Origin of the sequence: Staphylococcus sp. HMSC067F07 (genome assembly GCF_001837405.1) — a bacterium.
In the GTDB taxonomy this organism is placed as follows: Bacteria; Bacillota; Bacilli; order Staphylococcales; family Staphylococcaceae; genus Staphylococcus; species Staphylococcus capitis.
In genome coordinates, this window is the sequence record NZ_KV832237.1 from 106,112 (window position 1) to 120,809 (window position 14,698).

The 14,698-nt window shown below is 32.1% G+C and carries 9 protein-coding genes; 3 read left to right on the forward strand and 6 right to left on the reverse strand.

The window, feature by feature from the left end:
• Positions 1-79: 79 nt before the first annotated feature.
• On the reverse strand, positions 80-2,482 hold the full coding sequence (parC, locus tag HMPREF2706_RS07500) for a DNA topoisomerase IV subunit A (RefSeq protein ID WP_049428596.1): 2,403 nt from the start codon (positions 2,480-2,482) through the stop codon (positions 80-82).
• Positions 2,479-4,473: a DNA topoisomerase IV subunit B gene (parE, locus tag HMPREF2706_RS07505; protein ID WP_161799207.1), complete on the reverse strand. Its 1,995-nt coding sequence runs from the start codon at positions 4,471-4,473 to the stop codon at positions 2,479-2,481. The genes parC and parE overlap by 4 nt, the downstream gene beginning before the upstream one ends.
• A 209-nt stretch (positions 4,474-4,682) precedes the next feature.
• Between parE and plsY the strand changes: the two genes are divergently transcribed.
• Positions 4,683-5,291, forward strand: a complete 609-nt coding sequence (plsY, locus tag HMPREF2706_RS07510) for a glycerol-3-phosphate 1-O-acyltransferase PlsY (RefSeq protein ID WP_002433567.1) — start codon at positions 4,683-4,685, stop codon at positions 5,289-5,291.
• Between the two features lie 179 nt (positions 5,292-5,470).
• Entirely contained in the window at positions 5,471-5,767 is a 297-nt protein-coding gene (locus HMPREF2706_RS07515) for a HesB/YadR/YfhF family protein (RefSeq protein WP_002433639.1), read from the forward strand.
• Positions 5,768-5,813: 46 nt separating this feature from the next.
• Here the strand turns inward: HMPREF2706_RS07515 and menI are convergent, their stop codons facing one another.
• The 3 genes from menI to HMPREF2706_RS07530 all read right to left on the reverse strand — a co-directional run bounded on the left by menI (position 5,814) and on the right by HMPREF2706_RS07530 (position 11,040).
• A complete protein-coding gene (menI, locus tag HMPREF2706_RS07520; RefSeq protein ID WP_002433572.1) occupies positions 5,814-6,281 on the reverse strand; it encodes a 1,4-dihydroxy-2-naphthoyl-CoA hydrolase MenI in 468 nt (155 codons plus the stop codon).
• A gap of 135 nt (positions 6,282-6,416) precedes the next feature.
• On the reverse strand, positions 6,417-9,122 hold the full coding sequence (gene acnA, locus HMPREF2706_RS07525) for an aconitate hydratase AcnA (RefSeq protein WP_049428594.1): 2,706 nt from the start codon (positions 9,120-9,122) through the stop codon (positions 6,417-6,419).
• A gap of 277 nt (positions 9,123-9,399) precedes the next feature.
• Positions 9,400-11,040, reverse strand: coding sequence for a BCCT family transporter (locus HMPREF2706_RS07530; protein ID WP_049428592.1), 1,641 nt, complete (start codon positions 11,038-11,040; stop codon positions 9,400-9,402).
• Positions 11,041-11,253: 213 nt separating this feature from the next.
• Between HMPREF2706_RS07530 and mscL the strand changes: the two genes are divergently transcribed.
• On the forward strand, positions 11,254-11,610 hold the full coding sequence (gene mscL, locus HMPREF2706_RS07535) for a large conductance mechanosensitive channel protein MscL (protein WP_070862299.1): 357 nt from the start codon (positions 11,254-11,256) through the stop codon (positions 11,608-11,610).
• Positions 11,611-11,665: 55 nt separating this feature from the next.
• On the opposite strand, the gene sbcC is transcribed toward mscL, so the two are convergent.
• Entirely contained in the window at positions 11,666-14,695 is a 3,030-nt protein-coding gene (sbcC, locus tag HMPREF2706_RS07540; protein ID WP_070597794.1) for an exonuclease subunit SbcC, read from the reverse strand.
• Positions 14,696-14,698: the final 3 nt, after the last annotated feature.

The following is a 14,698-nucleotide window of genomic DNA, read 5'->3' on the forward strand; positions in this document are numbered from 1 at the left end:
ATAAATCCCTTGTGCTTACTTTAGTTAATATTATTAAACTTTATTTTATCATTTAATGCTATGGTTGCATATACTTAATTTACTCTAAGGTCATGCTTACTACTTGACCAAAATCATCGACATCTATAATAAATGAACCATTTGTGTATTGTTCTGAGAGATGTACTTCATTAATATTACCAGATTCTTCGTGATTGTTAGAGAAAACCGTATAAGTTTCTTGTCCTTCTTTAACCACTGCAGCATCAACAATACGATGTGGGTTTTTCTTAAGTTCTTTCAATAAGGTAATACCACGTTGTGCACGTTTAGCGACTTGTAAAACTTTATAACTAATACGTTTAATAGCACCACGTTGCGTTATCATTAAGATAGAATCTGAGTCAGAAACGCTCTCTGTCATTACAACACAATCTTCATCTTTAAGGTTAATTGATTTAACTCCTGCAGCTCTTAAACCTGTATCAGATAACTCACTAGTTGAGTAAGTAAGCGACATACCTTTATGTGTAAGTACTGTTACTAATTGATCAGATTCTAATCGTATCACGTTGACAATTTCATCATGGTCTTTTACTTTCATACCTACAAGTGGCTTATTGAATCTTGTAGTTTTAAATTGACTAACACTACTTTTCTTAATCATACCGTTTTTAGTTGCCATGACATAGAATGCATCAGAGTTAAAGTCTTTTTCATTATAAACATCAACCACTTGTTCATCCTCATCTATAGGAACAATCTGTGAAACGTGTTGACCGAGTTCCTTCCAACGTATATCTGCTAACTTATGTACTGGAATAAACAGGTAGCGCCCTTTATTAGTAAACACTAAGACAGTATCTTGAGTATTCACTTCTTGATATTTTAATAAACGATCTCCATCTTTTAAGCCAATTTCAGTAACACCGCTTGCATTGAAACTACGCGTAGATGTGCGTTTGATATAGCCATGATGTGAAACACTTAAAATCACTTCCTCACTAGGAACCATGACTTCTTTATCAATTTTTATTTCAGAAATTTCAGCTTCAATTGTTGATAAACGATTCACTTTAAATTTTTTCTTAATTTCATTAAGTTCGTCTTTAATCACACTTAATAGTGCATCATGATCATCTAAAATATTTCTTAATTTTTTAATTAAAGCTTCTAATTCAGCGTGTTCTTCTTCTAATGCTACAATATCAGTATTTGTTAATCTATACAGTTGTAACATTACAATAGCTTCAGCTTGTGCTTCAGTGAAATCAAATTCAGCAACTAAGTTATCTTTTGCATCTTTTTTATTTTTTGAATTACGGATTAAAGTTATGACTTCATCTAAGATAGATAGTGCTTTCATTAAACCTTCAACAATATGCATACGTTTTTCCGCATGATCTAAATCATAACGTGTTCTATTAGTTACGACTTCAATTTGGTGGTTTAAATAGCTTTCAATAATTTCACGTAATCCCATTAATTTAGGTCGACCATCGCTAATAGCAACCATGTTAAAATTATAAGAAATTTGAAGATCAGAATTTTTGTATAAATAATTCTTAATTGATTCACTATTAACATCTTTCTTTAGTTCAATTGCGATACGCAAACCAGTTCTATCTGTCTCATCACGTACTTCCACGATGCCATCAACTTTTTTGTCAGCTCGTAATTCATCAATACGTTTAACTAAACTACTTTTATTCACTTCATATGGAATTTCTGTAATGATAAGTTGCTTACGACCACTTCTTAATTCTTCTTCATCCACTCTTGAACGTACGACTATTTTACCTTTACCAGTTTCGTAAGCTTTCTTTATACCATCGATACCTTGAATAATTCCCCCAGTAGGAAAATCAGGTCCTTTAATATGTTTCATTAACTGATTTACAGTAATATCAGGGTTATCGATGTATTTTAAAGTAGCTTGAATAACTTCTGCTAAGTTATGTGGTGGAATATCAGTCGCATATCCTGAAGATATACCTGTAGAACCATTTACTAAAAGATTAGGGAATCTTGACGGTAAAACCATTGGCTCTAAAGTAGTGTCATCATAGTTTGGTATGAAGGCTACTGTTTCCTTATTTATATCTCTTAATAACTCTTCAGACAATTGACTTAACTTAGCCTCTGTATAACGCATAGCAGCTGGTGGATCATTATCAATACTACCATTATTACCGTGCATCTCGATAAGTACGTGTCGAAGTTTCCAATCTTGACTTAGACGCACCATAGCATCATATACGGAAGAATCACCATGAGGATGATATTGTCCAATAACGTCACCGACTGTTTTAGCACTTTTACGGAAATTCTTTTCAAATGTATTACCGCTTGAATACATAGCGAATAAAATTCTTCGTTGTACTGGTTTTAATCCATCACGTACATCTGGTAATGCACGTTCTTGAATAATGTACTTACTATAACGTCCGAAGCGGTCACCGATAACATCTTCAAGGGATAGGTCTTGAATTATCTCACTCAATTCGTTTCCTCCTCAATATATTCTTCGTTTTCAAGAACTTGAACTTCTTTATTATCTAAAATGCTTTGATCTTCTTGCATACCAAATTCAACATGGCTTTCGATCCATTCACGACGTGGTGCAACTTTATCACCCATTAGTGTAGTTACACGTTTAGAAGAACGTACTTCATCTTCAACTTGAACACGAATTAATGTACGAGTCTCAGGATTCATCGTTGTCTCCCATAATTGCTCAGGATTCATTTCACCTAAACCTTTATAACGTTGTAACGTAAATCCTTTACCAAGTTGCTTTTGTAATTTTTCTAATTCATCATCTGTCCATGCATATTCAACTTTCTTAGTTTTACCTTTGCCTTTTTCTAATTTATAGAGGGGAGGTAATGCTATAAAGACACGACCAGCTTGTACTAATGGTTTCATATATTTAAAGAAGAACGTTAATAATAATACTTGAATGTGCGCACCATCAGTATCGGCATCGGTCATTATAATCACACGATTATAGTTACTATCTTCTATTTTGAAGTCGTTACCAACACCTGCTCCAATAGTGTGAATAATTGTGTTAATTTCCTCATTTTTGAAGATATCTTCTAGTCGTGCTTTTTCAGTATTAATAACTTTACCTCGAAGTGGTAAGATTGCTTGGAATTTACGATCACGACCTAGTTTGGCAGATCCACCTGCTGAGTCACCCTCCACAAGATATAGTTCATTTTTATCTGTATTTTTACTTTGTGCAGGAGTTAATTTACCTGATAACAAAGTATCTTTACGTTTATTCTTTTTACCAGAGCGCGCATCTTCACGAGCTTTGCGTGCTGCTTCACGAGCTTGTTGAGCTTTAATTGCTTTTTTAACTAAAGATTTAGATAATTGGCCTTTTTCTTCTAAATAGAAAGGCAACTTTTCAGAAACTACTGAATCAACAGCACTTCTCGCTTCAGAAGTACCTAGTTTAGATTTAGTTTGCCCTTCAAATTGAAGTAACTCCTCTGGGATACGTACAGAAATAATTGCAGTGAGTCCTTCTCTAATATCATTACCATCTAAATTTTTGTCTTTATCTTTTAATTCATTAATTCTACGCGCATAATCGTTAAACACACGAGTCATAGCAGTTTTAAAACCTACTTCGTGTGTACCGCCATCTTTAGTACGAACGTTATTTACAAAACTTAAAATACTTTCAGAATATTGATCATTATATTGGAAAGCCACTTCAACTTCGATATTATTCGCTAACCCTGAAAATGTAGTAACATCATGAAGTACTTCCTTACCTTCGTTAACATAGCTTACAAATTCTTTAATACCTTCTTCATAATGGTAAACTTCTTCACGCTCTTTACCACTACGCAAATCATTAAGCGTAATTTTTAAATTCTTCAATAAGAAAGCCGATTCTTGTAAGCGTTCACTTAAAACATCAAAGTTAAAGGACGTTGTGGCCTTAAAAATTTCAGGGTCAGGTTTAAATGTAACTTTAGTACCTGTCTTTTTAGTTTTCCCTTTTTTATTAAGTCCTGTTGCTGGTATACCACCGTCTTTAAAACTTTGAGTGTAAATATTACCATCTCTATGTATCTCAACTTCTAACCATTCACTTAATGCATTAACTACAGATGCACCAACACCATGAAGTCCTCCAGAAGTTTTATAACCACCTTGGCCAAATTTCCCACCGGCATGTAATACTGTGAAAATTACTTCAACAGTTGGTTTACCAGACGCATGGATACCCGTTGGCATACCTCGACCGTTATCTTCAATTGAAATACTGTCATCTTGATTAATTGTTACAGTGATTTCATCACCATAACCGTTTAAAACTTCATCGACGGAGTTATCGACAACTTCATATACGAGATGATGTAATCCGCGTTTATCAGTTGACCCTATGTACATCCCAGGTCTTTTTCTAACAGCTTCAAGGCCTTCAAGTACCTGAATAGAATCATCTGAATAAGTATTTTGTTTATTCACTGCCAATGATTTCGCCCTCCTACAAACGTACGTTCGTTTTTAAAACTATACAATAGTTATTCTTATATAAATTGACTTAAATTGCAAGTATCATTTATACAATCAAATTGTTTTGATTGCTTTATTCCAATAATTTGAATTATGAATGTTCTAATCGAATATGAATATGGTAGAATGAAGCTAAGTCACTAAAGGATGTGTAAGTTTTTATGATGATTGTCGTCATGTTAGTTTTAAGTTATCTTATTGGCGCATTTCCAAGTGGATTAGTCATTGGTAAATTATTTTTTAAAAAAGATATTAGACAGTATGGCAGTGGCAATACTGGAGCAACAAATAGCTTTCGTGTTTTAGGGAGGCCAGCTGGTTTCGTAGTTACATTTTTAGATATCTTCAAAGGATTTATAACGGTCTTTTTCCCGTTATGGTTCCCTGTTCATGCTGATGGCATAATCAGTACATTCTTTACGAATGGATTGATAGTAGGATTATTTGCAATTTTGGGACATGTATATCCTATTTATCTTAAATTTAATGGTGGGAAGGCAGTTGCTACAAGTGCAGGTGTCGTATTAGGCGTAAATCCTTTACTACTACTCGTTTTAGCAATTATATTCTTTGGAATATTAAAGATATTTAAATATGTTTCTTTATCAAGTATAATTGCTGCAATTTGTTGCGTCATAGGCTCGGTCATTATTCATGACTATATATTATTGGGAATGAGTGCTCTAGTATCAATCATACTAATCATTCGTCATAGAACTAACATTGTTAGAATTTTCAAAGGTGAAGAGCCTAAAATTAAATGGATGTAACTTAAAATTTTTCTTTACGCTAGAAGTTAATGACTTCTAGTGTTTTTTTATAATCAATTTATTAACTCTGATTAAAGTGAATCAGTATAAATGTAGCAGTTATATTAATTGTGCTATAATGCGTATACCTTTAACATAGCAATAAACTATAAATGCTAATTAAAATTGGAGGTATAAAAATGGATATCGAGCTAACTAAAGAGGCAGTTGAATGGTTCAAAGATGAACTTGATTTACCTGAAGAAAATAAAGTACTTCAATTTTATGTAAGATATGGTGGCGAATTTCAACTTAAACAAGGCTTTAGCCCTGCTTTCAGTGTAGATAGAAGAGATGATGTAGAAATAGGTTTTGAACAAAGCTATGATGGTTTAAATATTGTCGTAGCGGAAAAGGATTTATGGTACTTCAAAGATGATGTAATACTAGTAGATGTCGTCGATCATGAAGATGAAATCTCATATACTAAAAAATAAAATAACCCGCTTTTGACTGAGTCAGAAGCGGGTTATTTTAAGTCATTTATAGGTTATTAATGCCGTCTGTTACTTCAGCTTCTTTTCCTTCTTTATTCAGTTCAGCAACTCTGCTATAAGTAGCATGCCAATCAGGGAAGTAACGATCTAAACGTATAGGTCGAAAGTTATCAGCTTTCATACATATTAATTCTGTTGAACCAGTTGTAGCTAATTCTCCTTTTTCGTTATAAACCTCATAACAATATAAAGAACGCAATCTTGAGTATTTCTCAACCCAAGTTTTGATAGTTACTTTTTCAGGATAAAAAATTGACTTCTTATATTTAATATTTAAATCAGTAACTGGTGATATAATACCTGTCTTCTCCATATCAGCATAACTAAAACCAAGTTTTCTTATGTAATCCGTACGCGCGACTTCAAACCATGTGGCATAATTCCCATGATATATAACTCCCATTTTATCCGTTTCCTGATATCTTGCTTCTATTTCTGTCAAACTATAAATCATAAACTTTAGTCCTTCTTTCAACTCATCATTTCTGTTTTTAACTTAAGGATAACACAAAGAAGCCGTGCCAACACAAATGTTAGCACGGCAATTGTTTAACTTAATTTAACTTTAACGCTAGTTAGCATTAAATGATTATTGAGCTAATTTATTTCTTAATACCATTTGTAAGATACCACCATGACGATAGTAATCTAATTCAACTAATGAGTCGAAACGTACAATTACTTCAAATTCTACTACTTCGCCATTTTCTTTTTTAGCTTTAACTTTAACTAAATCATGTGGTTGAACATCTTCAGAAATTTCAACTGAGATTTCTTCTTTACCATCTAAACCTAATGACTCTGCAGAATCACCTTGTTGGAATTGTAATGGTAGTACACCCATCATTACTAAGTTAGAGCGGTGAATACGTTCATAACTTTGAGCGATAACAGTTTTAACTCCTAATAAGTTTGTACCTTTTGCTGCCCAGTCACGAGATGATCCCATACCATAGTCATTACCAGCTAAAACAGCTAATCCTGTGCCATCTTCTTTATATTTCATAGCAGCATCATAAATTGGCATGATTTCTTCAGTTGGCCAATAAGTAGTGAAGCCACCTTCAGTTCCTGGAGCTAATTGGTTTTTAATACGAATATTAGCAAATGTACCACGTACCATTACTTCATGGTTACCACGACGAGATCCATAAGAGTTAAAGTCACGGATTGGAACATTATGATCTAATAAATATTTACCTGCTGGTGTATCTTTACCAATAGCACCTGCTGGAGAGATATGGTCAGTTGTTACTGAATCACCGAATTTACCCATTACGCGTAAATCTTTAAGTGGTTCAATAGTTCCAGGCTTTTTAGATAAACCTTGGAAGAATGTTGGGTTTTGAATATATGTTGAGTTTGGATCGAAATCATATAAAGGTTCATCAGTAACATCGATTTCATTCCACATTTCATTATTGTTGTAAACATTTTTATATTCTTCTAAGAATAATTCTGGTGTAACAACACTATCAACAGTATCTGAAACTTCTTTAATTGAAGGCCAAATATCTTGTAGGTATACATCTTCACCATCTTTACCTTTTCCGATTGGTTCATTTTGTAAATCAATATCTACAGTACCAGCTAATGCATAAGCAACAACTAATTGTGGTGAAGCTAAGTAGTTAGCTTTAACTAATGGATGAATACGACCTTCAAAGTTACGGTTACCAGATAGAACTGAAGTAACTAATAAATCTTCATCAGCAACTGCTTTTTCAATTTCAGGTAATAATGGACCAGAGTTACCGATACAAGTTGTACAACCGTAACCTACTAAGTTAAATCCTAAGTCATCTAAGTATTCTTGCAATCCAGAGTCTCTTAAATAACCTGTTACAACTTTAGAACCCGGAGCTAATGAAGTTTTAACAAACTCAGGAACTTTAAGTCCTTTTTCAACCGCTTTCTTAGCAACTAAACCTGCACCTAACATAACGTAAGGGTTAGATGTGTTAGTACAAGATGTAATCGCAGCGATAGCAATGTCACCAGTTTTCATAGTTGATGTAGAGCCATCATTAAACTTAATTTCAGCTTTTTTATCAAATTCGCTCTTATCAAGACCGTGGCCTTGGTTACCAGCTGGTGCTGTAACTGATTTTTCAAATTCAGTTTTCATATCACTTAAGAAAATTAAGTCTTGAGGACGTTTTGGACCAGATAATGAAGCTTCAACTGTAGATAAATCTAAGTCAATAACATCAGTATATTCTGGATCTTCTTTTTCAACGTCGAAGAACATATTGTTTTGTTGTAAGTATTCTTTTACAAGTGCAATATGATCATCTTTACGTCCAGTTAATTTCATGTATTTAAGTGATTCTTCATCAACAGGGAAGAAACCACAAGTTGCACCATATTCTGGAGCCATATTCGCGATTGTAGCACGGTCAGCTAAAGGTAAGTGTTGAACACCTGGACCAAAGAATTCTACGAATTTACCAACAACACCTTTTTTACGTAATTCTTCAGTTACACGTAAAGCGAGGTCAGTTGCTGTTGAACCTTGAGGTAATGAGTTAGTTAAACGAACACCGATAACTTCTGGAATTGGGAAATAAGATGGTTGACCTAACATTCCAGCTTCAGCTTCGATACCACCTACACCCCAACCTAATACACCAATACCATTAATCATTGTAGTGTGAGAGTCGGTACCTACTAAAGTGTCTGGGAAAGCAGTTTGTTCACCATCAACGTCGCGTACATGTACAACATTTGCTAAGTACTCTAAGTTAACTTGGTGTACGATACCAGTTGCTGGAGGTACAGCGTTATAGTTGTCAAAAGCTTTAGTAGCCCAGTTTAAGAATTGGTAACGTTCATAGTTACGTTCAAATTCTAATTTCATATTTCGTTCTAATGCATCAGGATTCGCATAGCTATCTACTTGAACTGAGTGGTCAATGACTAAATCAACTGGCACTTCAGGGTTGATTTTATTGATGTCTCCGCCTACATCATTCATTGCTTTACGTAATGATGCTAAGTCTACGACTGCAGGTACACCTGTGAAGTCTTGTAAAATAACTCGTGACGGTTTGAATGGTACTTCACCTTCATTACCATCTTTACCAAATTCACTTAACGCTTTAATGTGATCATCAGTAATTACAAAATCATCTTCTTGTCGTAATACAGACTCTAGTAAAACACGAATTGAGTAAGGTAATTTAGAAATTTTAGTTAAACCTTGTTCTTCTAATGTCTTCAGATCATAGTAAGTGTATGATTGGCCATTTAATTGGAATTGTTTCTTTGCTTGTTCTTTAATATTAGAAGCCATTTGTTATCCCCCTTGATATTTCTATATATTTATATGCCGTTAATTAAATTGTATTATTATATGTTTATCAAAACAACTGTGTACCATTAGAAAACGCTTTATTTTCATTTCGCATTTTTAATCAGGTTATATAAGAAAAAGTTATCATTAGCTTATGGTGCAATAAGTAAATATTATTAATTGAGAATGGTTATCAATCCCATTTAAATTTATTAATAAAAAAACCTATAAGTATGAAAGTCAATTCACACTTATAGGCTTTAAAGTTAATTACGAATTATTCTTCTTTTTCTTTATTTCTTCTAGATTCTCTTTTTTCAAGAATATCTGATTCATAATCTTCTTGTTGATATCTCACATAGTCTTGTAAACGATGTTTGTTAGGAGTTAATGTTAATCCTAAGAATTTACGTTCTTGGTTTGCATCTTTATAGAAACTAATCATCATCATTATGACGACAAACGAGAATGGGAAGGCACTAATAATTGCGGCACTTTGAATAGCGTTTAAGGCTTTAGAACCATCACCGCCACCTGCTAATAATAGAACAAATGCAATAAGTGCTTGAGCAACTCCCCATGTCACTTTAACCATAATACTTGGGTTAAGTGAACCAAATGTTGTTTGCATACCTAATACGAAAGTTGCTGAGTCTGCAGATGTAATAAAGAATGATGCGATTAATAATAATGCAATAATTGATAATACTATACCCATAGGTATGTGATTGAATACACCGAATAATTGTGTTTCAGGTGACATTTTGAATAGTTCAGGATGTTTTTTACCTGTTTCAATACCAAGCACACCAAATACACTGAACCAAACGAAACTTACAAGTGCTGGTACAAGTAAAACACCTGAAATAAATTCACGAATTGAACGACCTTTTGAAACGCGGGCAATGAATACACCTACGAATGGGCTCCAACTTAACCACCAACCCCAATAGTATAGTGTCCAAGTTGACATCCAATCTCGTTTTTGTCCATTAAGCGCAGCTGTATCAAAGCTATTAAATAAGAAAGTATTTAATAAGCTACCAGTTGAACTAGTCATCATGTTTAAAATTAGAACTGTAGGGCCAATGATTAAAGTGATAATCATTAAAATAGCACCTAAGCTAATGTTTAAGTTACTTAAATATTGAATACCTTTACTTAAACCTGACCATGCACTTGCAATGAACAAGATTGTAACAATTACGATAATAATCCCTTGTACAAATGTATTGTTAGGAACATTAAATAAATAGTTTAAACCACCATTAATTTGTAAGGCTCCCATACCTAGTGAAACTGCTACACCTACTAATGTAGCAAATACTGAAAGAACATCAATTAAAGTTCCTATAGGTCCCTCAACTTTATTACCTAAAATAGGTCTTAATGTTCTTGAAATTAAACCTGGCTCTCCTTTACGGAATTGCGCATAAGCAAGAGCTAATGCTACTACACCATAGATAGCCCAAGCATGGAATCCCCAGTGGAAGAATGTTGATCTCAGAGCTTCTGTATAAGCTTCTGTAGTTTTAGGATCTGCTGTAGGTGGAGCGGCAAAGTCAGCCATTGGCTCTGCTGCACCATAGAACACTAATCCAATACCCATACCTGCACTAAATAACATTGCAAACCAAGAAATAGTATTAAATTCTGGTTTGTCATTAGGTTTACCTAGTTTGAGTTTCCCAATTGGACTGAAAATTAGGAAGATACAGAAGAAAACAATAATAGTAGTTAAAATTAAGTAATACCATCCAAGTTTATCAGTAATCCACATTTTAGCATTGTTAGTAATGTAGTCGAACTTATCAGGCCAAATGGCACCAATGATTACTACAATTGCAACAATGATTGAACTATAGATAAACACTGATGAAAACTTCTTGTTTCTCTTCTCTTGAGAAGAAGAATTCATAATTAATTACTCCCTTCATCCGAATATTAAATTTTCAAAGTAGTAAAATTAAAAAATTCTTTTTTTATCTTAAAAAATTTAATTTTACTAATGCACCTCTTTAGCATAACAAACGTCTTTTTCATAATCAAATTTACTTAAATATAGTATTTGCTAAAATATTTATATGTTGTATAATTGATTTTATATTTTAATTAGAAAGGAATTAAGTATATGTTAAAAGAATTTAAAGACTTTGCTCTCAAAGGAAATGTATTAGATTTAGCTATCGCTGTAGTAATGGGCGCGGCGTTTAATAAAATCGTTACATCATTAGTTCAATTCATCATTATGCCATTGATTGGCAAAATTTTCGGTTCAGTTGATTTTGCTAAAGATTGGTCTTTCTGGGGAATAAAGTATGGTCTTTTCATACAATCTATTATTGATTTTATAATTGTTGCTTTTGCCCTTTTCATCTTCGTTAGAATAGCTAACACTATTATGAAAAAAGAAGAAGAAGAGGAAGAAGTTGAAGAAAATACAGTTTTATTAACTGAAATTAGAGATTTACTTAGAGAGAAAAATTAATAATATTATAAAAACAGCCGTTATGATTATCTCATAACGGCTGTTTTGTATATTACTAATTTCTTTTAAATCTAGTTTGGCTTTGATACTGGTTAGTAGATACCTCTAAAATAAGTGGTATTCTCTGTTTTAGTTCACTTACATGTGAAATAATTCCCACCATTCTACCGGAAGATTTCAAGTTAATTAGAGTATCAAGGGCAGTTTCTAATGTTTCTTGATCCAACGTACCAAATCCCTCATCAACAAACATTGATTCTAAATTAATGCCACCAGATTCTTGTTGAACAATCTCACTTAAACCTAATGCTAATGCAAGAGAAGCTTGGAATGTTTCCCCTCCAGAAAGAGAACTAATATGTCTAGACTTATTAGAATGAAAATCAAATACATCTATTTCAAGACCACTGAAGCCCTGAGAAATAGCTTCTCTTCTTATCAATTGATACCTATTTCCACTCATTGTTAATAGACGTTGATTAGCTTTAAAGATAATTTTTTCTAAGTAATAAATGAGCACATAATTCTCTAGTGTTAGTTTATGACTATTTTTGCCTGAGAGAATTTCCGTTAGTAAAAATATCTCTTTATGCTCTTTTAATTCTTCATTTAATGTATTGATTAAGTCTTCAATTTTATCAATATTTTTTATATTTGCTTCTTGCATATATGCTATTGTTGCAACTTCTGAATTAATTTGCTCTAATGCTTGTTTTTTTGTTTTTAGATGCGTTTCAATATCTTCTAAATTAGTAAGTTCTCTACCGTCAACAAGTTTTTCCAATTGGCTAATCTCAATCTCATAGGTTTGATACTGTTTGTTATAGTCATTAATTTTTTCTTCAATATTACTTTTATTTTCACTTAAACTTATTGCTTCTTCAATTTCTTCATAAGTTTCGAAACCATTTCGGTTCATCTCATCTTTAATGTTAATAGTAAGCTGATTTTCTTCTTCAACTCTAGCTTCTAAATTTTGATTGTAATGCTTAACATTAGTTGACTCTATATTTAAGTTATTCTTAAGTTCATTTAGTTGGTCTTTTATAGTTTCTTTACGCTCATTAAAAGTTTGAGTCTCTTGCTTTTTATTCTCGTAGTACTGCTTAAATGATGTACATGATTCAAACTGTGTATTTCTCTTAAAATCATTTAATTTAATATCTATTTGTTCAAGTTGCGCTTTTTTATTATTTAGGTCTAGCTCAAATGTATGAAGATTTTGATTTAAATTCTTCTCTTCTTCATTAATTGACTCTAAAAATTTATTTTCTTTTTGTTGAAGCCTTTTAGCGTTCTCTATCTCTTCTAACTTCGATTTAAGTTCATCTAAATCTTGAATTTCTTGATCTTTAAAATTGATGTCCTCTTCTCGTTTAGTCAATTCTTCATTTTTACTTTCTAACCTAATGATATTCTCATTGATGGAGATTTTACTATCCTCAAGCTCTTTTAAATGCTTTTTATTTTGAGCAATCAAATCAAAATTAATATGTTCTCCAAGTGAATGAATCTCATTACCACAAACTGGACATGTATCTCCAATTGAAAGAGCCGTTTGAATTTCTTTAACAAATGTCTCCTTATTGTTTAAATCAATATTAGTTGCATCAACCTGTGAAATAATATGCTCTAAGTTTGCATATTTGTCTTTTAAATCTTTAATTTGTCTTACATTTTCAGATTGTTCTTGTTTAATTTTCCGAACTTGTTCTTCACTTTTCAAATACCTTTCAGTATCATCGATTAAAGTTTTGATTTTATTTATCTCATCTATATATTGATCAACTATTTCATAATTTCTTGATTTTCCTTTAGCTTGATTCAGAAGATTTTCTTTTTGCTCTTTTGAATCGGAATACTTTTTTTCTAACTTATTTAATTCCTCATGATAAATAGGCTTTTGCTCAAAGACTTTAATATAATCATCAAGATTATTGTAAAAATTATAAGTTTGTTCAAGATATTTGTTAGCTTTGTTAACTTCTGGTGCTTCTGATTCTAAAGATTTAAGAGTTTTTTCTACATTATTAATTTGAGTTTCGTATTCTTCTTCTTTAGATTTTGATTTAGTGATTTCAGTCTCTAATTCCTCAATCTCTTTATTAACAACTTTTTGCCTTTTGAAATAATTAATCAAAACATTAGATTCCCTTATTTTCTTTAGTTCAACCTTAAGATGATCAATACTATCTTGATTTTGTTTGAGGAGTTCGAATGATTTCTTTTTCTCTTCTAGAGAGTTTATATTTTGGTTCAACTCTTTACTAAATGTATATTCATTAGTAACTTTTTCAACTTCGTGGTCCAACATATCTTTTCGCTTTTTATAGTTAGATAATATTTTTTTACCGTGATTTATAAATTTTGGTAAACGTTCTAAAATTTTCTCGGTTTGCGAGCTCTCTATATTTTTTATTTTAAGTAAATAATCGTCTTCAAACGTAGCAAGTTCATTCCATAAGTAATCTATTTCATTATATCTATTTTCTATTTGTAATTTTTCATTTTTAACGCTTTCTATTAAATACTTTTGTATTTCTTCAAATCTTTCACTATTAAATAACGTTCTTAAAATAGATTGTTTTTCTTTACTATTTGATTGTAGGAACTTTTTAAATTCACCTTGAGGCAAAATGAATAATTGTCTAAATTGTTCAGCATTCACGCCCATAATTTGAGTGATAAATTGGTTACCCGCATTGACTCTACTTTCCCTTAGTTCATAAACATCATCAATTAACTCATAAATATCAAGTTTTGCTTGGGTTTTAGTAGTATTGCCTTCTTTAATAAAAGGAGCTTCCCTGTGAATTTTAAATATTTGATTATTTAGTTTAAATTCATATGTCACACTCATAGGTTCTTTACCACTAGCAAAATGACTTCTTAAGTCACCCTCTTTTCTATTTTTAGTTGAAGCTTCTCCAAATAATGAATACACAATAGCATCAAAAATCATTGTTTTACCAGACCCGGTTTTACCACTTATTAGAAAGAGTTCATTATTTTCAATTTGACTAAAATTTATTGTCTCATTAAGAAAGGGTCCAAAATTGTTTAACTTCAAATTTAATGGTTTCATTTA

What these genes read in the sequence shown, in the direction of transcription:
- HMPREF2706_RS07530 (WP_049428592.1), bottom strand. Translation starts at nt 11,040, where the DNA reads ATGAATTCTTCTTCTCAAGAGAAGAGAAACAAGAAGTTTTCATCAGTG.
- sbcC (WP_070597794.1), bottom strand. Translation starts at nt 14,695, where the DNA reads ATGAAACCATTAAATTTGAAGTTAAACAATTTTGGACCCTTTCTTAAT.
- mscL (WP_070862299.1), top strand. Translation starts at nt 11,254, where the DNA reads ATGTTAAAAGAATTTAAAGACTTTGCTCTCAAAGGAAATGTATTAGAT.
- acnA (WP_049428594.1), bottom strand. Translation starts at nt 9,122, where the DNA reads ATGGCTTCTAATATTAAAGAACAAGCAAAGAAACAATTCCAATTAAAT.
- plsY (WP_002433567.1), top strand. Translation starts at nt 4,683, where the DNA reads ATGATGATTGTCGTCATGTTAGTTTTAAGTTATCTTATTGGCGCATTT.
- HMPREF2706_RS07515 (WP_002433639.1), top strand. Translation starts at nt 5,471, where the DNA reads ATGGATATCGAGCTAACTAAAGAGGCAGTTGAATGGTTCAAAGATGAA.
- menI (WP_002433572.1), bottom strand. Translation starts at nt 6,281, where the DNA reads ATGATTTATAGTTTGACAGAAATAGAAGCAAGATATCAGGAAACGGAT.